Source organism: Nocardioides malaquae (genome assembly GCF_015070385.1).
Taxonomy (GTDB): domain Bacteria; phylum Actinomycetota; class Actinomycetes; order Propionibacteriales; family Nocardioidaceae; genus Nocardioides; species Nocardioides malaquae.
This window is the reverse complement of the sequence record NZ_JADCSA010000004.1, coordinates 34,835-51,549: the sequence shown is the minus strand read 5'-3', so window position 1 is coordinate 51,549 and position 16,715 is coordinate 34,835. Positions and strand designations below refer to the sequence as shown.

The 16,715-nt window shown below is 73.4% G+C and carries 17 protein-coding genes, 1 tRNA gene and 1 other RNA gene; 14 read left to right on the top strand and 5 right to left on the bottom strand.

Annotated features, from left to right (window positions below; translation table 11 throughout):
• Nucleotides 1-13: 13 nt before the first annotated feature.
• Nucleotides 14-331 (bottom strand): hypothetical protein, encoded by a 318-nt coding sequence (locus IEQ44_RS05270; protein ID WP_193637396.1) that lies wholly within the window; start codon nucleotides 329-331, stop codon nucleotides 14-16.
• Nucleotides 332-433: 102 nt separating this feature from the next.
• Between IEQ44_RS05270 and IEQ44_RS05265 the strand changes: the two genes are divergently transcribed.
• Genes IEQ44_RS05265 through IEQ44_RS05255 form a run of 3 tightly spaced genes read left to right on the top strand, consistent with a single transcriptional unit; the run spans nucleotide 434 to nucleotide 3,552 of the window.
• Nucleotides 434-1,309: an AAA family ATPase gene (locus IEQ44_RS05265; protein ID WP_193637395.1), complete on the top strand. Its 876-nt coding sequence runs from the start codon at nucleotides 434-436 to the stop codon at nucleotides 1,307-1,309.
• Nucleotides 1,309-2,169: a universal stress protein gene (locus IEQ44_RS05260; protein ID WP_193637394.1), complete on the top strand. Its 861-nt coding sequence runs from the start codon at nucleotides 1,309-1,311 to the stop codon at nucleotides 2,167-2,169. The genes IEQ44_RS05265 and IEQ44_RS05260 overlap by 1 nt, the downstream gene beginning before the upstream one ends.
• An 18-nt stretch (nucleotides 2,170-2,187) precedes the next feature.
• Complete coding sequence (locus tag IEQ44_RS05255) at nucleotides 2,188-3,552, top strand: vWA domain-containing protein (RefSeq protein WP_193637393.1); 1,365 nt, start codon at nucleotides 2,188-2,190, stop codon at nucleotides 3,550-3,552.
• Nucleotides 3,553-3,589: 37 nt separating this feature from the next.
• Here the strand turns inward: IEQ44_RS05255 and IEQ44_RS05250 are convergent, their stop codons facing one another.
• Both IEQ44_RS05250 and IEQ44_RS05245 read right to left on the bottom strand, forming a co-directional pair.
• The gene (locus IEQ44_RS05250) at nucleotides 3,590-4,114 is read right to left on the bottom strand and encodes a LytR C-terminal domain-containing protein (RefSeq protein WP_193637392.1); all 525 of its coding nucleotides are present in this window, start codon (nucleotides 4,112-4,114) and stop codon (nucleotides 3,590-3,592) included.
• Nucleotides 4,114-4,425, bottom strand: coding sequence for a type II toxin-antitoxin system VapB family antitoxin (locus IEQ44_RS05245; RefSeq protein WP_193637391.1), 312 nt, complete (start codon nucleotides 4,423-4,425; stop codon nucleotides 4,114-4,116). The genes IEQ44_RS05250 and IEQ44_RS05245 overlap by 1 nt, the downstream gene beginning before the upstream one ends.
• A gap of 66 nt (nucleotides 4,426-4,491) precedes the next feature.
• Here IEQ44_RS05245 and IEQ44_RS05240 point away from each other — a divergent pair, with 66 nt between their 5' ends.
• The gene (locus IEQ44_RS05240; protein WP_193637390.1) at nucleotides 4,492-6,084 is read left to right on the top strand and encodes a helicase HerA-like domain-containing protein; all 1,593 of its coding nucleotides are present in this window, start codon (nucleotides 4,492-4,494) and stop codon (nucleotides 6,082-6,084) included.
• On the opposite strand, the gene eccCa is transcribed toward IEQ44_RS05240, so the two are convergent.
• The gene (gene eccCa / locus IEQ44_RS05235; RefSeq protein WP_193637389.1) at nucleotides 6,070-9,957 is read right to left on the bottom strand and encodes a type VII secretion protein EccCa; all 3,888 of its coding nucleotides are present in this window, start codon (nucleotides 9,955-9,957) and stop codon (nucleotides 6,070-6,072) included. The genes IEQ44_RS05240 and eccCa overlap by 15 nt on opposite strands.
• A 27-nt stretch (nucleotides 9,958-9,984) precedes the next feature.
• Between eccCa and IEQ44_RS17850 the strand changes: the two genes are divergently transcribed.
• The 5 genes from IEQ44_RS17850 to IEQ44_RS05215 all read left to right on the top strand — a co-directional run bounded on the left by IEQ44_RS17850 (nucleotide 9,985) and on the right by IEQ44_RS05215 (nucleotide 12,389).
• Nucleotides 9,985-10,113, top strand: a complete 129-nt coding sequence (locus tag IEQ44_RS17850) for a hypothetical protein (RefSeq protein WP_319804509.1) — start codon at nucleotides 9,985-9,987, stop codon at nucleotides 10,111-10,113.
• Nucleotides 10,114-10,216: 103 nt separating this feature from the next.
• A complete protein-coding gene (locus tag IEQ44_RS05230; protein ID WP_193637388.1) occupies nucleotides 10,217-10,543 on the top strand; it encodes a WXG100 family type VII secretion target in 327 nt (108 codons plus the stop codon).
• A 9-nt stretch (nucleotides 10,544-10,552) separates the two neighbouring features.
• Nucleotides 10,553-10,843 carry a WXG100 family type VII secretion target gene (locus IEQ44_RS05225; protein WP_193637387.1) on the top strand — a complete coding sequence of 97 codons (291 nt, stop codon included), beginning with the start codon at nucleotides 10,553-10,555 and terminating at the stop codon, nucleotides 10,841-10,843.
• The gene (locus IEQ44_RS05220) at nucleotides 10,840-12,141 is read left to right on the top strand and encodes an EsaB/YukD family protein (protein WP_193637386.1); all 1,302 of its coding nucleotides are present in this window, start codon (nucleotides 10,840-10,842) and stop codon (nucleotides 12,139-12,141) included. Before IEQ44_RS05225 ends, IEQ44_RS05220 begins: the two co-directional genes overlap by 4 nt.
• The gene (locus IEQ44_RS05215; RefSeq protein ID WP_193637385.1) at nucleotides 12,105-12,389 is read left to right on the top strand and encodes a hypothetical protein; all 285 of its coding nucleotides are present in this window, start codon (nucleotides 12,105-12,107) and stop codon (nucleotides 12,387-12,389) included. The genes IEQ44_RS05220 and IEQ44_RS05215 overlap by 37 nt, the downstream gene beginning before the upstream one ends.
• Before the next feature lie 31 nt (nucleotides 12,390-12,420).
• On the opposite strand, the gene IEQ44_RS05210 is transcribed toward IEQ44_RS05215, so the two are convergent.
• A tRNA-Ser gene (locus IEQ44_RS05210) sits at nucleotides 12,421-12,508 on the bottom strand.
• A gap of 129 nt (nucleotides 12,509-12,637) precedes the next feature.
• On the opposite strand from IEQ44_RS05210, the gene ffs reads away from it, so the two are divergent.
• The 5 genes from ffs to IEQ44_RS05185 all read left to right on the top strand — a co-directional run bounded on the left by ffs (nucleotide 12,638) and on the right by IEQ44_RS05185 (nucleotide 16,695).
• Nucleotides 12,638-12,727, top strand: an RNA gene (gene ffs, locus IEQ44_RS05205) — signal recognition particle sRNA small type.
• Nucleotides 12,728-12,823: 96 nt separating this feature from the next.
• A complete protein-coding gene (locus IEQ44_RS05200; protein WP_193637384.1) occupies nucleotides 12,824-15,037 on the top strand; it encodes a DNA polymerase III subunit gamma and tau in 2,214 nt (737 codons plus the stop codon).
• A 67-nt stretch (nucleotides 15,038-15,104) separates the two neighbouring features.
• Nucleotides 15,105-15,467, top strand: a complete 363-nt coding sequence (locus IEQ44_RS05195; RefSeq protein WP_193637383.1) for a YbaB/EbfC family nucleoid-associated protein — start codon at nucleotides 15,105-15,107, stop codon at nucleotides 15,465-15,467.
• 6 nt (nucleotides 15,468-15,473) lie between these two features.
• Entirely contained in the window at nucleotides 15,474-16,082 is a 609-nt protein-coding gene (gene recR, locus IEQ44_RS05190) for a recombination mediator RecR (protein ID WP_193637382.1), read from the top strand.
• Nucleotides 16,066-16,695, top strand: a complete 630-nt coding sequence (locus IEQ44_RS05185) for a DUF5063 domain-containing protein (protein ID WP_193637381.1) — start codon at nucleotides 16,066-16,068, stop codon at nucleotides 16,693-16,695. The genes recR and IEQ44_RS05185 overlap by 17 nt, the downstream gene beginning before the upstream one ends.
• The last annotated feature ends 20 nt before the right edge of the window (nucleotides 16,696-16,715 follow it).

The following is a 16,715-nucleotide window of genomic DNA, read 5'->3' as shown; positions in this document are numbered from 1 at the left end:
TGGTGCAGGACGATCAGTCCTCGTCGTCGTCCTCGGCGCCGCCCTCCTCGATGGCCTCCTCGAGGTAGTCGGCAGCCGCGCGCAGCAGCTGTACCGCCACCTCGGGGTCGACGCCACCGAGCAGGATCTTGAGGCCGAGGTCGGCGGGCAGGTCGAAGTCCCAGTCGTCCTCGTCGTCGGCGGGCAGCCCGTTGCTCAGGTCGATGAGCTCGAGGTGCAGGCCCGGCGAGCCGTGGGAGACGGTGGCGACGTGCGCGGCCGTCTCGTCGGCGATCATCTGGGCGGCGATGCTCAGGACCGCCTCGTCGTGGTCGTGCTCTTCTTGGCTCATGGTGCTCCTTCGTCGCTGGTGTCGCGAGCCTAGCCCGGCGGCGTGACCCACCTCTCCCGGGTGTGGTGCCCGCGTGGGCCGTCGGCGCCCTAGATTGGGGGCATGCGGACGGACTGGTTCACCTCCCCCGACGACGCCTCCTCCGCCCTGCGGGAGAGCGGCTACTTGGCCGACTCCGCCACTGCGACCACCGCCTTCCTGGCCGGTGCGCTGGAGAAGCCCCTGCTGCTGGAGGGGCCGGCCGGTGTCGGCAAGACCGAGCTCGCCAAGGCGGTGGCCCGGGCACGGGGAGCCGAGCTCGTACGCCTGCAGTGCTACGAGGGCCTCGACGAGGCGCGCGCGCTCTACGAGTGGAACTACAAGAAGCAGCTCCTGCGCATCCAGGCCGCCGGCGGCTCGCAGGACTGGTCCAGCACCCACGACGACATCTTCACCGACGAGTTCCTGCTCACCCGACCCCTGCTCAGCGCGATCCGGCGCGACGCGCCCACGGTGCTGCTCATCGACGAGGTCGACAAGACCGACGTCGAGGTCGAGGGGCTCCTGCTGGAGGTGCTCAGCGACTTCCAGGTCACCATCCCCGAGCTCGGCACGATCGCCGCGACCCGGCGTCCCTACGTGGTGCTCACCTCCAACGCCAGCCGCGAGCTCTCCGAGGCACTGAAGCGTCGCTGCCTCTACCTGCACCTCGACCACCCCGACCTGGAGCGGGAGCGCGCCATCGTGGTGGGGCAGGTGCCCGAGATCGACGAGGCGGTCGCCCGCCAGGTCGTGGAGGTCGTCGCCCAGCTGCGCGAGCTCGACCTCAAGAAGACTCCGTCGATCGCCGAGTCGATCGACTGGGCGCGGACCCTCGTCGCCCTGGAGATCGACGACCTCGACGAGGAGGTCGCCGTGGCCACGCTCGGGGTGGTCCTCAAACACGTGTCCGACCAGAAGAAGGCCGCGCACGAACTCATCTCACGCAGGAGGAAATGATGACTGTGCAGACCGTGGCCGTCGCCGTCGACGGTTCCGAGGCCAACCGCGGCGCGCTCGACTGGGCCGTCGACCACGCCGCCACCACCGGCGCCGACCTCGTGGTCACCACCGTCGCCGAGCCCTACCAGGTGATCGGGGGCTACGTGCCCGAGACGCCGCCGAGCGACTACCTCAAGCCGGTCGCCAAGGAGGCTGCCGACCACGCCCGCGCGACCCTCCCGGCCGAGCGCGTGCGCGCCGTGATCGAGACCGGCCACCCCGTCGCCGTGCTGCAGGAGGTCGCGGAGGAGCGCGACCTGCTTGTCGTCGGCAAGCGTGGCCGTGGCGCCATCGGTCGCCTGGTGATGGGCTCCACCTCCATCGCCGTGGCGGGCCGTGCCCACACGCCCGTGGTGGTCGTGCCGGTGGGCTGGGACGCCTCCGCCCACGCCGACGCGCCGGTGGTCGTCGGCGTCGACGTCGACAAGGACCACGCCGCCGGCCTGCGCTTCGCCTTCGAGGCCGCCCGCACCCGGGGCGTACCGCTCAGGGCCGTGCAGGTCTGGGAGCCGCACCCGGCGCTGGTCGCCGAGACGGCCGTCTTCGTGCAGGCCTTCGACGACTGGCGTGGCGAGGTGGCCACCGAGTTCAAGAAGCGGCTCGACGGGTTGGCCGAGGAGTTCCCCGGTGTCGACGTCGAGCTGGTGCAGATCGTCGGACAGCCGGTGCACCACCTGCTCGAGGAGGCCGAGTCGGCCCAGCTGCTCGTGCTCGGGCGCGACGCCAAGGACCGGCTGAGCGGCTTCACCCTGGGGTCGGTGGCGCGCGGCGTGCTGCACCACTCCGAGGTGCCCGTCGCGGTCGTGCCCGCCTCCTGAGCCGACACCGACCCACCCATGTCCCTCCTGGAGCGTCACCTCGGCTTCGTCGAGGCCCTGCGTGAGGCGGGGTTGCCCGTCTCGCTGGCCGAGGGCCTCGACGCGGTCGAGGCGCTCGGGGCGTTGGGGTGGTCGGAGCGCGAGACGGTCCGTACGGCCTACGCGGCCACCCTGGTCAAGCGGACCGGGCAGCGGGTGACCTTCGACGCCGTCTTCGACCTGTGGTTCCCGCGCATGGTCGGCGAGGGCGTCGCGGCGCGGGCGCTCGACGACGAGTCGGGCGTACGAGACTCCGCGCCGCAGCTGCAGGACTTCCGCGAGCGGCTGGCCGAGGAGATGGCGGCCGAGCCGCCCCAGGAGCACCCCGAGCTCGCCGCCGAGGCCGTCGCCCGGTTCGGACGCATGCCCGGACGCGCGCCCGGGCAGACCGGCTGGTCGCCCTACACCACCCTGCGTCGCGTGGATCCCGACGAGCTGGTCGCCCGCCTCGTCGAGGCGTTGACCCGTCAGGGCATGGAGCCCGAGGAGGCCCGGGGGGAGGCGGAACGGCGCGTGGCGACCTTCCGGGCCCAGGTGGAGGCCGATGCGCTGCGCCGCCTGGCCGCCGAGCGCGACCTCGTCGAGCTGGCCCGCACCACCGTGCGCCCGAGCATCGACCAGCTCGAGTTCACCTCGGCGCGCCGCGAGGACCTCGACCGCCTGCGCCGCGAGCTGCTGCCGCTGGCGCGCAAGCTCGCGACCCGGCTCACCAAGGAGCAGCACGCGCGCCGACGCGGGGCGCTCGACTTCCGGCGTACGGTGCGCGCCTCCCTCGCGACCGGCGGCGTGCCGCTGGAGACCCACCACCGACCCAGGCGCCCGCACCGCAACGAGCTCGTCGTGCTCTGTGACGTCTCCGGCTCGGTGGCCAACTTCGCGCAGTTCACGCTGATGCTCGTCTTCGCGCTGCGCGAGCAGTTCACGAAGGTACGGGCCTTCGCCTTCGTCGACGACGTGCACGAGGTCACCGACGTCTTCGACCCCGGCGCCGACCCGGCCGCCGTCTTCGCCGAGCTGGCCCGCCGCAGCGCGCACGCCGCCCGCTTCGGACGCACCAACTACGGCGAGGCGTTCGGGCGTTTCGAGCAGCAGTACGCCGACGCGTTGGGCCCCAAGTCGACGCTGATGGTGCTGGGGGACGCGCGCTCCAACTACCGCAACCTCAACGAGGAGGCGCTCGCCGCGATGGTGGAGCGCTCGCGGCGCGCCGTCTGGCTGAACCCCGAGCACCGGCGCCACTGGGGCACCGGCGACTCCGCGGCGCCCGTCTACGGACAGGTGGTGCCGATGACCGAGTGCCGCAACCTCTCCCAGCTCTCGGAGTTCGTGCACGACCTGGTCTGAGGCCCGGCGACCTGACGCACTGGCGCCCGGCCCGAGGTCAGTCGGTGAGGTCGGTGGAACCGGGCGGGCTGCAGATCGTCGCGGGCGTGGTCGAGACGTAGGACGTGGGCGACTTCTTCGGACGCTTCATCGCGACGTTGCCGTCGCCGACGACGACCACGACGCCGGGGCCGAGCGCCGGACCGGCGGTGACCTTCGCCCGGCGGAACTGGGAGCGGACCAGGGCGACCGCGGGGTTCTTCGCGTTCTGCGACCAGATCTGGACGCCGCGCACCCGCGTGTCGGGGGCGTTGCCGGTGCGGGCCGAGACGAAGCCCCGGCTGGTGAGGCCGTTCATGGTGCGCGAGGCCAGGCCGTTGCGCCGGCTGGCGTTGAAGACGCTCACCGTCACCTGGTCGGGGAAGACCTCCTGCCCCTTCGCGATCGAGGTGTCCACGCAGGGCGGGAGGTCCTCGGCGACGGGGAAGGGTGCGGTCATGGCCTGCCACCCGACCACGGCGGCGACGACCAGCAGCGCCACGAGGGAGGCCAGGGTCAGGCGCGACTTCGACTTCTGGTCCATCAGGAGCCGACCGCCCCGTCGTCGACCGTGTGGATGCGCGCGTGCAGCACGTTGCGCTGCTGCAGAGCCGCACGCAACGCCCGGTGCAGGCCGTCCTCGAGGTAGAGCTCGCCGCGCCACTGCACGACGTGGGCGAAGAGGTCGCCGTAGAAGGTGGAGTCCTCGTCGAGCAGCGCCACCAGCTGGAGCGTGTCCTTCGTGGTCACCAGCTGGTCGAGTCGCACCTGGCTCGGAGGGATCGCCGCCCACGCGCGCGACGTCAGCCCGTGCCCGGGATAGGGCCGGCCGTCGCCCACGCGCTTGAAGATCACCCGGGTGACTATAACGACGGCACGTGTCCCTGCCGTGACGATCCCGGCGCTGGCTAGGGTGCGGTCATGAGCCACGCAGCCGCTGAGGAGCATCCCGTCGTCGACGCCGTGAGGCGCGGGTACGTCTTCGAGGGCCCCGCGCTGGAGATCGGCGGGCTGGTGGTCGACGCCGACACCGTCACGCACGAAGGGGTGCGGATCCCGCTCGCGATGGTCAACCGGCACGGTCTCGTGGCCGGGGCCACCGGCACCGGCAAGACCGTCACGCTGCAGCTGCTGGCCGAGCAGCTCTCCGCCCACGGGGTGCCGGTGGTGGCCGCCGACGTCAAGGGCGACCTCTCCGGTATCAGCGTGGAGGCCGAGGCCAGCGAGAAGCTGCTGGCCCGCACCGCGGGGATCGGGCAGCAGTGGAGCCCGACCGCCAGCCCCGTGGAGTACTACGCGCTCGGTGGTGAGGGCACCGGCATCCCGCTGCGGGTCACGATGAGCGCCTTCGGTCCGATGCTGCTCTCGAAGGTGCTCGACCTCAACGCCACCCAGGAGTCCAGCCTCGGTCTGGTCTTCCACTACGCCGACCTCCACGGCCTGCCCCTGCTCGACCTGGCCGACCTGCGCGCCGTCGTGGCCCACCTCGTCAGTGACGAGGGCAAGGCCGACCTCAAGTCCCTCGGCGGGCTCTCGAGCGCGACCGCCGGGGTGATCCTGCGCGAGCTCATCGCCTTCGAGGCGGCCGGGGCCGACGTCTTCTTCGGCGAGCCCGAGTTCGAGGCGGCCGACCTCCTGCAGGTGCTTCCCGACGGGCGGGGCCTGGTGAGCCTGGTGGAGCTGCCCACCCTGGCCAGCCGACCCCAGCTCTTCTCGACCTTCCTCATGTGGCTGCTGGCCGACCTCTTCCACGACCTGCCCGAGGTGGGCGACCTCGACAAGCCCAAGCTGGTCTTCTTCTTCGACGAGGCCCACCTGCTCTTCAAGGACGCCTCCAAGGGGTTCCTGGAGCAGATCGCCCAGACGGTGCGGCTGATCCGCTCGAAGGGCGTCGGGGTCTTCTTCGTCACCCAGAGCCCCACCGACGTGCCCGACGAGGTCCTGGGCCAGCTCGGCAGCCGCATCCAGCACCAGTTGCGCGCCCACACACCCAACGACGCCAAGGCGCTGAAGGCGACGGTCAACACCTACCCGCACTCCGACTACGACGACCTGGGCCGGGTGATCACCGGCCTGGGCATCGGGGAGGCGGTCGTGACGGTGATGAGCGAGCGCGGTGCCCCCACCCCGGTGGCCTGGACCCGCCTGCGGGCGCCCGGGTCGCGGATGGGACCCGCCGACCCCGCTGCGATGCAGGCGACCGTCGAGTCGAGCCCACGGCACGCCAAGTACGCCACGGCGATCGACCGCGAGTCGGCCCACGAGATGCTGTCGGCGAAGCTGGAGGAGGGCGCCCGCAAGGCGGCGGATGACGCCGGCCCGGCCTCGACGGATGCTGGCGCGGAGAAGGCCGCGAAGCCGCCCCGGGGCAAGAAACCGACCTCCCGGGAGAGGACGACGAAGAAGTCCGAAGGTCTCGTCGACCAGGTCGTGGGCTCCCCGGTCTTCAAGGACTTCATGCGCACCGCCGCCCGCGAGATCGCCCGAGGCATGTTCAGGTCAGGTCGCCGCTGAGCGTCGGCGCGCAACCGACGGCGCCTCGGCGCGGGCCACCTGCAGCCTGACCGGTGGCAGGCCGCGCCGCGTCAGCACGCCCCGACCCACCGGGGCGCCCGTACGGCGTTGGGCGGACCTGCCGCCGCCCGACCCGGGTGCCCCGGCCGAGGCGCCCTCCCCGAGCTCCAGGACGGGCACCTCGAGGTCGACGAGGGCCTGCATGAGGGGGTCGCTGGCGCGACCTCCGAAGCCGGTCGCGCTGCGCTGGGCGACGACGACGTGGAGGCCCACCTCGTCGGCGCGTGGCAGGAGTGGGGCCAACTGGTGGAGCCCGCACTCCTGCCATCCGCCCGCCACCGCCACGTCGTGGTCGTCGACGACCACGACGACCTCCGCGCCCTGCCACCAGGTGCGACTCCTGAGCTCGTCAGCGGTGACTTCGGGGCCCGGCAGTCGGCCGCGCAGGTAGGACGCGAGCTCCTCCAACCGGGCCTGCATCTGGGAGCGGCTGACGAGGTGGTGCAGCAGCTGGTCCTCGGCGACCTCGCCGTGCAGCCCGCCGCGTGGGTCTACGAGGACGACCTGCAGTGCGGCAGCGGGGTGCAGCCGCTGCAGCTCCTGCAGGTGGGAGCGCAGCACCGTGGTCCGTCCCGAGCCCGGGGCGCCCCGGACCACCAGGTGGCTGGGGCTGTCGAGAGCCACGCACCCCCGGCCGTCGTGACCGAGCAGGAGCTCGGGGGGAGTGCCGGTGTCGCGGCGCAGCTGGGCCAGGTCCACCTGCTCGGGCAGATGGGCCAGGGGCGCGGGACGTGGGCCGTGCCACCCACGGTCGACGGCGGCGACCAGGTCGGCGACCGAGTCGGGTGGTGGCGCACTGTCGGAGGTCGGAGCCAGGGCCGGCAGCGCGGTCAGCAGGGCGTGGCCACCGGGGGCCAGGCCGTGGCCGGCGCGACGGGGCACCGCTGCGGCACGGCGTCGGTCGTGGGTCGACTCCAGTGGGTCGCCGAGCCGCAGCTCCACCGACGAGCCAAACTGGTCCCGCAGCGAGGGCCGCAGGTCGCTCCACCGCTGGGTGGCGACCACCAGGTGCACCCCCAGCGGCAGGGCGCGTTCGGCCAGCTGGTGGAGGACGGCCTCGGTCTCGTGGTCACTGCTGCGCAGCCCACCCCAGCCGTCGACGACCAGGTACACCTCCCCGTAGCCGTCGTCGACGGCACCGGTCCGACGTCGGGTCGCGTAGGCCTCGAAGGAGTCGATGCCGTGCTCTCGGAAGAGTGCCTCCCTGCGGTCGACGAGGCTGACGACCTCCTCCACCACGTGGCCGAAGAGCGGTTCGCCACGCGTGGCGCTCGCGACGACGTGGGGCAGGACGGCCAGGGGTGCCAGCCCGCCCCCGCCGTGGTCGAGCAGGAGGAGTTGCGCCTCGACGGGGGTGGCGGTCAGCGCGAGCGCGGCCACCAACGTCTGCAGCGTGGTGGTCCGCCCGCTGTGCGGACCTCCCACGACGGCGCAGTGGCCGGTCGCGCCGGAGAGGTCGACGGTGAACAGCTCGCGGCGTGCTTCTCGGGGCAGGTCCACCAGCCCGAGGGGGAGCAACCGGCCGGACCGAGCGCGCCAGCTGGGGGAGTGCAGGCCCAGGTCGGGCGTGTGGGTGACGTCGGCGAGCAGGGCGCCCACCGTCGCTGGCCGCTCCAGGGGTGGCAGCCACACCGAGCGAGTGCGGGACGCGTGGCGGCTCCGGGCGACGACGAGGTCGGCGGTGCTGGTCTCGCCGGCGACCTCCTCGTGGCGCGCCTGCGCGGGACGCGGCGAGGGCCGGTCGGGCAGTGGCAGCAGGGTCCAGGGCAGCGGACGGGGCGCGACGGCGGTGTCTCGGGCGTGGTGGGGCGGCGGGCCCGAGACGTACGCGGCGGTGAACCGCACGAGCGGCTGGCCGGACGTGGCCAGGTAGCCCGCTCCCGGCACGGGCGGCAGCAGGTGCGCATCGGGCTGACCGATCGCTGCCCGGGACTCCGCGGCGGAGAAGGTCCGGAGCCCGATCCGGTAGGACAAGTGCGTCTCGAGCCCCCTCAGCCGTCCTTCCTCGAGCCGTTGGGAGGCCAGCAGGAGGTGGACACCGAGGGAGCGTCCGACCCGGCCGATGGCGACGAAGACGTCGATGAACTCCGGGCGGGCCGTCAGCAGCTCGGAGAACTCGTCGATGCACACGAAGAGCGAGGGCAGGGGCTCCAGGTCGGCGCCGGCCCGTCGGGCGTTGCGGTGCTCGTTCAGCGACGCGTGACCGCTGCGCCGCAACAGCTCCTGGCGGCGTACGAGCTCGCCGGTGAGGGTGTCGGCCATCCGGTCGACGAGGGCCAGGTCGTCGCCCAGGTTGGTGACCACGGCCGCGACGTGAGGCAGCTCGCCCAGCCCGGCGAACGTCGCACCGCCCTTGAAGTCCACCAGCACCATGCCGAGCTCCTCGGGCGGGTGCTGGAGGGCGAGGGAGACGACCAAGGTGCGCAGCAGCTCGGACTTGCCCGACCCGGTGGCACCGACGACTAGCCCGTGCGGTCCGTCGCCGCCCTGCGCCGACTCCTTGAGGTCGAGGTGCAGCACCTCGCCGCTCTCGTCGGTGCCGATCGGCACCCGTAGCGCGTCGGTCGGCTCCCGGGTCGACCACCAGGTCTCCGCCTGCCAGGCGTCCAGGTCGCCGATCCCGGCCATGGCGGGCAGGTCGTCCAGCGCAACCCCGGTCGGGCAGGTGGCGACGTCGGCCCGGCCCTCCAGGCGGCGGGCGACCACCTCGGCCAGCGTCGGCGAGCAGGTGTCGAAGGTGCAGGGCAGGGCGCCGGCCACGGTGCGCAGGCTGGGGACCCCGGTGCCGAGCTCCAGGACGGCGCGCCGTGGGTTGGGGCTGGCGGCCTGCTCGCCCTCCCACAGGCGCACCACCGTGGTGCCAGCACGCGCGAGCAGCGCCCTCGGCACGGCGACGGACCCGTCGAGCACCAGCAGGGTGGAGCGGGTGTCGTCGAGGTCGGGCGGCCACGGGGCGTCGCTCACCAGCAGGCGACGGCCCGCACCGACGTCGCGCTCGGTGAGGCTGCGGTGGTGCGGCAGCCACTTGAGCCACTCCCAGTGGCGCAGCCGTGCGGGCTCGCAGGCCAGGACGACGCGAGCGGTGGCAGGAGAGTGGGAGACGGCGACCTGGGTGACCAGCAGCCGGGCCAGCCCTCGGGCCGCTTCCGCCGATGTCTCGGTCGTCGCGGCGGTCGTGACGACGAGCTCGTCCCACGCGGTCAGGTCGAGCACCAAGGGGGTGTCGTCGGCCAGGGCTCCCCGGGACGCCAGGGCTCGCACCGCCCGCAGGGCGAAGGGATCGGCGCGCTCCGGGTCCGCTGGCGCAGGGCAGACGAGCGAGTGGCCGGTGGGCAGGGTGGCCACGCCCACGCGGACCCGGTGGTCATCGGGTCCATCACCCCGTGCCCCCGCGGCTAGCCAGGTCTCGAGGGTGGGACGCGTCTTCTGCAACCGCGCGCGGTGCTCGGTCGCTGCCGTCTCGACCTGGTCGCGCACGGCAGCGAGCTCGCGCAGAAAGGCCGCGCGGGTCTCGTCGACCCGGCGGCGGTGCTGGCGCCGCTGACGCGCCACCTGCGTGCCCACCACCATCGCCGTGGAGAGCAGGAAGAAGCCGCCGGCCACCAGGGTGCGGCCCTGGCCGACCCCGCTCATCCCCGCCATCATCACCATCGAGCCGAGTCCCGCGAGCATCGGCAGCGTGCTGGTGAGCACCGCGCTGCCCTGGTCGGCGGCCGGGAGCTCCGGGGGCGCAGGCAGCGTGATGGTGCGCTGCGGGTCCCCGGCGGCAGTGCCGGCGTCGGGGGCGAGCGGGGCGGGGGACGCGAGGGACACAGGTCCTCCTGACGGACGGTGCGACTGGTGGGCGACGTTAGGGCGGCGGCGCGGGCCGGGCGGGTGCTCGCTGCCGTGGGGTGGGGAGTGCGGCCCTCGTGGGGTGCCTGTGGACGTCTGGTGGCGGGCCTGCGGGGGCGTTCTCCACAGATCTGACGTGATGCGCCGGGCGGGGTGGCGACCGCGGCGCGGCCCCACCACGGTGGACGTGGTCGGGGCAGCGGGTCCCGGCGCAACAGCGAGACAATGGAGGTGCACGATGAACCAGATGGCCCCGGCAGGAGGACTGGTCGCGGAGGAGGGGGTGCTGGCAGCGGCGTCGGAGACGGTGCTGCGCGCCCGGGTGGACGTGCTCTCCCTGAGCAGCAAGCTGGAGACGGAGATCACCGAGCTCGGTGCCTCGTGGTCGGGCGAGGGAGCCCGAGCATTCGCCCAGCTCCACCGCACGTGGCAGGACAAGCAGCGGCGCGTCGTCGGCGCCCTGGACAACCTGGCCGCTGCCCTGGACGAGACGGGGCGCGACACCAGCGCCACCGACGCCGCCCAGGCCGACGTCTCCCGGCTGCTCGTCAGCCGACTCGGCTGAGGGGGCGCGATGTTCACGGGTGTTCGGGTCGATCACGCCCTCCTCGAGCGGGGGAGCCAGGATCTGGTGGCCGCCGCCGTCCGGATCGAGGGCCGTCTCGACCAGCTCGAGGGTGAGCTGGCGCCGCTGCGGTCCGGCTGGGGCGGCACGGCCCAGGAGAGCTACGTGGTCGCCCAGCGGCAGTGGGACGCGGCGATGGCCGAGATGGTGATGCTCCTGCGTGAGTTCGCCGTGGTCGTCGACGAGGCCAACCAGGCCTACCGGTCCGCCGACCAGCGCGGCGCACGCCGGTTCAGTTGAGCGGCGGGCCGTCGCTGCTCCGGGTCCAGGTGGTGGGCCACGGCCGACGTCTCGACGTCTGCCTGCCCGCCCAGAGCCCGGTGTGGGAGTTCTTGCCCGAGGTGGCGCGAGGACTCGGCGGGGAGGAGACGGGCCAGGTCCCGTGCCTGGTGACGGCGGCGGGTGTCCGGCTGGACCGTGACGGCGACCTGCGGCGGCAGGGCGTCCGCCACGGCGACGTGCTCACGCTCGCCACCCAGGCCGAGCACAGCCCACCTCAGGTGCACGACGACCTGGTCCTGGCGGCCCACGCCCGGGCCAGGGTCGTCGTGCCGGGGTGGGGGACCGAGGCCGCCGGGCACGCGGCCCGCGCCGTCGGAGGTGGTGCCGTGGTGCTCGCGCTGGCCCTCGTGGCGGCGGCGCCGCGCCCCGGACTCGGTGGGGCGCTCGTCGCCGTGGGGCTCCCGATCCTCCTCGCCGTCGCCTCGACGAGCGGGCGCCAGCACCACCCACGGTGGTGGCACGTGGCGCTGGCCTGGTTGGCTGCGGCCGGCGCGGCAACCGCCGCCTCCGTCCTGGTCGCACCGACTCTCTGGAGTGCGTACGTCCCGCTGGGCGCTGCGGCGGTGGTCTCCGCCGTGCTGGCGGTCAGGGCGGGCCCCGAAGGGGTGGTCCACGCAACCCCGCTGCTGGTCGCGACGGTCTGGGCGGCCGGGACCCTGCTCGCAGGCCGTCTGGGTGTACCACCGTGGCAGGTGGTGCTCGTGGCGGTCGTGGTCGCCGTCCTGGTGGCCGGGGCGCTCCCGGGAGCCGTGGTCGAGCTGACCGTCGCCCGGGGGCAGTCCGACAGCGCGCCGGTCGACGTCGACCGGCTGGACGGAGACCTCGCCCTGGCGCACCGCATGGTGCTCGCGAGCTCGCTCGTCGGCACCTCCACGCTGCTCTGCGTGGTGCCGTACGCGGTCGAGGCGGGCGCCGCTCACGCGGTGACGGTGCTGCTGGTGGTGCTGCTGCGGTGGCTGCGTGGGCGCCACCACCGTTCCTGGGCTTTGACGTCGGCCTCGATCGCGGGGGGAGGCGCGTGCCTGCTCACACTGGCGCTCTGCGCCGGGGTCCTGCGGCCCGACTGGACGCCCGCGGCGCTGGTCGCCGTCGGCTGCGTGGCCGTCGGCGCCGTCGTGGGGCCCGTGCTCGGGCAGTCGCCATGGGCACGGTGGGCGCTGGACGGCCTCGAGGTGCTCATGGTGGTCTGCCTCCCGCTCGCCGTCGTCGCGGCGTTGTGGTGGCCGGACGGTCCGCCCGGGTGGCCGACGTGGTGACGGGCGCCGAGGAGGTGTCGGCGCAGCGGTGGGTCGCTCGCCACCTGGGGGCCGCGGTCTTCGGCACCGGCCCTGCCTACGCGTGGGCCCGCCGGCCCAGCGCAGTGGGCCAGGTGCTGGCCGGACTCGCGCTGACCGGACTGGTCTGGGCGGTCCCGCCGGTCGTGGACGTGGTCCGCGGGCAGGCGACCGACAGGTCGACCCCGGTCGAGGGAACGGCTCCAGACGCAGAACGCCGGCCCGAGTGACTCGGGCCGGCGTTCACGGGGTCGAGACCCGTGGCGGAGGTAGGGGGATTCGAACCCCCGAGGGCGTTAACCCAACCCGCTTTCCAAGCGAGCGCCATAGGCCACTAGGCGATACCTCCGCCGGAGAGGTTACCCGTAGCTGCCCGGAGGCAGGTAATCGCCTCCGCACAGGGCGGCGTGCGGCCCCGCACGTCTCGGCGTCGACCTCACTTTGTGACGCCGACCCCCGCTGGCCTAGACTCACCGGCAACCCCCCGTGCGGCGGCATCTCACTCAATCCCCCAGGGCCGGAAGGCAGCAAGGGCAGGTGGGCTCTGTCGGGTGCACGGGGGGCCTTTGCGTCTCCGTGCGCCGTGCGCCGCGGTGTCCATCCGCCGCTGCCCTGGATGATGCTGCTCTGGGTGATCGTCGGCGTGGGTGGTTAGGGTTCACACGTGGACTCCCCGCTCGCTCTCTACCGCCGCTACCGGCCCGAGACGTTCTCCCAGGTCATCGGCCAGGACCACGTCACCCAGCCGCTGCGCAACGCCCTGGCGAACGACCGGGTCAACCACGCCTACCTCTTCTCCGGGCCACGCGGCTGCGGCAAGACGACGTCGGCGCGCATCCTCGCGCGTACGCTCAACTGCGTGCAGGCGCCGACCGCCGAGCCCTGCGGTGCGTGCGACTCCTGCCGCGACCTCGCCACGGGTGGTGGCGGCTCCATCGACGTGATCGAGATCGACGCCGCCTCCCACGGTGGCGTCGACGACGCCCGTGACCTGCGGGAGAAGGCGTTCTTCGCGCCGGTGCGCGACCGCTACAAGATCTACATCATCGACGAGGCCCACATGGTCTCCAACCAGGGCTTCAACGCCCTGCTCAAGCTCGTCGAGGAACCCCCGCCGCACCTGCGCTTCATCTTCGCCACCACGGAGCCGGAGAAGGTCATCGCGACCATCCGCTCGCGCACGCACCACTACCCCTTCCGCCTCATCCCGCCGCGGATGCTGTCGGAGCACGTGACCGATCTCTGCGCCCGCGAGGGCATCGCGATCGAGGCGGCGGCCGTGCCGCTCGTCGTGCGCGCCGGCGCCGGCTCCGCGCGCGACACCCTCAGCGTGCTCGACCAGCTGATCGGTGGCGCCGGGCCCGAGGGCGTGACCCACCAGCTGGCCGTCGCCCTGCTGGGCTTCACGCCCGACACGCTGCTCGACGACATCGTCGACGCCTTCGCCGCCTCCGACGGCCAGTCCGTCTTCGGGGTGGTCGACCGGGTGATCGAGTCCGGTCAGGACCCGCGACGTTTCGCCGAGGACCTGCTGCGCCGCCTGCGCGACCTGGTCATCGTCGCCGCCGTGCCCGACGCGCCCGCCACCGGTCTCATCGACGTCTCCCAGGACCAGGGCGAGCGGCTGGTCGCCCAGGCAGCGCGCTTCGGGGGCGCCGACCTCTCCCGCGCGGCGGACCTCGTGGCTGCCGGGCTGATGGACATGAAGGGCGCCATCTCGCCCCGGTTGCTCCTCGAGCTGATCTGCGCCCGGGTCCTGCTGCCGGGTGCCGACCACGCCACCGAGGGTGTCCAGGCACGCCTCGACCGCATGGAGAAGCGCTTCGAGATCGGCGCCGTGCCCTCGGCGGCACCCACGGCACCGACGGCACCCGCGTCTCGTCCCACGGCAGCTCCGCCGGCGGCCCACATGGCGCCCCCGGCGTCCTCCGCTGCACCCCAGACCGCGCCGGCCCAGGCTCCATCGCCTCAAGCCTCAGCGACCCAGGGCCAGGCGGCCCCAGCCGGCCGGTCGCACGCCCAGACGCCGGCCCAGCCTGCCGCGGACCAGCCGCAGCCCCAGGCCGAGCGACCCCAGCCCCAGGCCGAGCGGCCCCAGGCCCCCGCCCAGGAGCACGCCCCGACCCCGTCGGCGACGCCGCAGACCGGACACGGGGACCAGCCGCCCGCCGGGCAGAACCCCGGGCAGGCACCGGTGGATCCCCCGGGCGCGCCGGCCGGCGGATTGACCTTGGCCGACGTGCGCCGCCTGTGGCCCGACGTGGTCGACGCGGTGCGCAGCCGCCGCCGCCTGGCCTGGATGCTGCTGACCCAGAACGCCCAGGTGACGGGGGTCGACGCGACCACCCTCACCCTGGGCTTCAACAACCCCGGGGCCCGGGAGTCGTTCGTCAAGGGCGGCAGCGACCTGGTGGTCCGCGAGGCAGCCATCGACGTGATCGGGGTGGCCTGGAACGTCGAGGCCGTCGTCGACCCCGGCATCAAGCCCGGGGGCAGCGGACCGGCGCACACCGTCGTCACGCCTGCGGTGAAGCCGGCAGCGCCGGCGCCGGAGGCGTACGACCCGCCCCCGCCGCCCGACTTCGACCGCGAGCCCCCGCCACCCCCGGACGAGGGCCCTTCCGGTCAGCGCCCCCCGGTGCCCGCGGACCCGACGCCTCCAGCGGCTCCCGTCGACCCGCAGGCGGTCGCGGCGGCGCGGCAGGCGATCCAGCAGACCCGCACGGGCGAGCGTCCGCCCGCAGGTGAGGACGTACGCGCCCTCGCCGACGCCGCGGTGAGCCGCGACGACCCGGACGCCGAGGTGCAGGAGATGGACAGCGCCGAGCTGCTCAAGCGCACCCTCGGGGCGCGCGTCATCGAGGAGATCGAGCACTGACCCCGCCGCGGCGCGTCCGCACCGCCACCAGCCAGCACTACCCGACCCACCCAGCAGAGGACAGACCATGAGCCAGAACCCCTTCGAAGGCCTCGGCGGCGCCGGCGGCTTCGACATGAACGCGCTGCTCGCCCAGGCTCAGCAGCTGCAGAGCCAGATGGAGGAGGCCCAGGCCCGACTCCAGTCGCAGAAGTTCACCGGCGCGTCCGGCGGTGTGAGCGTCGAGGTCACCGGGTCCGGCGACCTCGCCGGCGTGACGATCACCCCCGGCACCTTCGACGGCTCCTCGTCGGAGGACCTCGAGGACCTCGGCGACCTCCTCGTCGCGGCCTACCGCGACGCCAAGGCCAAGGCCGACGCAGAGGCCCAGGCCGTGCTCGGCCCGATCGCCGGCGGTGCCGCCGGTGGCGGCTTCCCGGGTCTGGGCTGAGCCCCTTTGTACGAAGGTGTCGTCCAGGACCTGATCGACGAGCTCGGCAGGTTGCCCGGAGTCGGACCCAAGAGCGCGCAACGCATCGCCTTCCACCTGCTCCAGGCCGACCCGGTCGACGTGAAGCGGTTGGCCGACGTGCTGACCGAGGTCAAGGAGAAGGTGAAGTTCTGCTCGACCTGCTTCAACGTCTCCGAGGACGCCCAGTGCCGCATCTGCCGCGACCCGCGGCGTGACCCCACGGTGCTGTGCTGCGTGGAGGAGTACAAGGACGTCGTCGCCATCGAGCGAACGCGTGAGTTCAAGGGCCGCTACCACGTGCTCGGCGGCGCGATCTCTCCGATCGACGGCATCGGGCCCGAGCAGCTGCACGTGCGCGAGCTGATGATGCGGCTGGCTGACGGGACGGTCGAGGAGGTCATCCTGGCCACCGACCCCAACCTCGAGGGCGAGGCCACGGCGACCTACCTGACCCGCATGCTGAAGCCCCTGGGGTTGCGCGTCACGCGACTTGCGAGTGGACTGCCCGTAGGCGGTGACCTGGAGTATGCGGACGAGGTCACCTTGGGCAGAGCATTCGCAGGAAGGCGGTCGGCCGATGACGGTGGATCCTGAGGTGGGCGCCGGCGCGCGACCGGAGCCGACGGTCCTCGACCCCGACCTCGCGGAGTTCGCGGCCCAGATCGCCGACCACGTCGAGTCGTTCCTGGTGGCCGTCAACGCCGTGGCGCGCGAGGGCGACACCGGGCGGGCGATCCCGATCCTGCTGCTGGAGATGGCCCAGATCTCGCTCACCGGGGCCCGCCTGGGCGCGCAGATCGACTTCCGCCCGAAGGCCGACCACCAGCCGGACGTCGGCATGGAGAGCGACGTCGACGACCTGCGTCGCGCCCTCGCCGAGGCGCTCGGCCCGGTCAACGCCTACTCCTACGTGCTCGACCCCTACGACCCCGAGGTCGCCACCAGCCTGCTCTCAGACGACGTGGCCTCCATCGCCACCGACCTCGAGAACGGCCTGCGCCACTGGCGCCGCGGAGACGTGGTCGAGGCGTTGTGGTGGTGGCAGTTCTCGTACGTCTCCTCGTGGGGCAACCTCGCCGGTGCGGCGCTCAACGCCCTGTGGTCGGTGGTGCACCACGCCCGCCTCGACGTCGACGACCCGGTGGACGCCGCCGCGGTGGCCGCGGCCGATGAGATCCTCGTCCAGCCCGCTGAGGCCGCCGACTAGACTCTCACCGGTCGACGCGC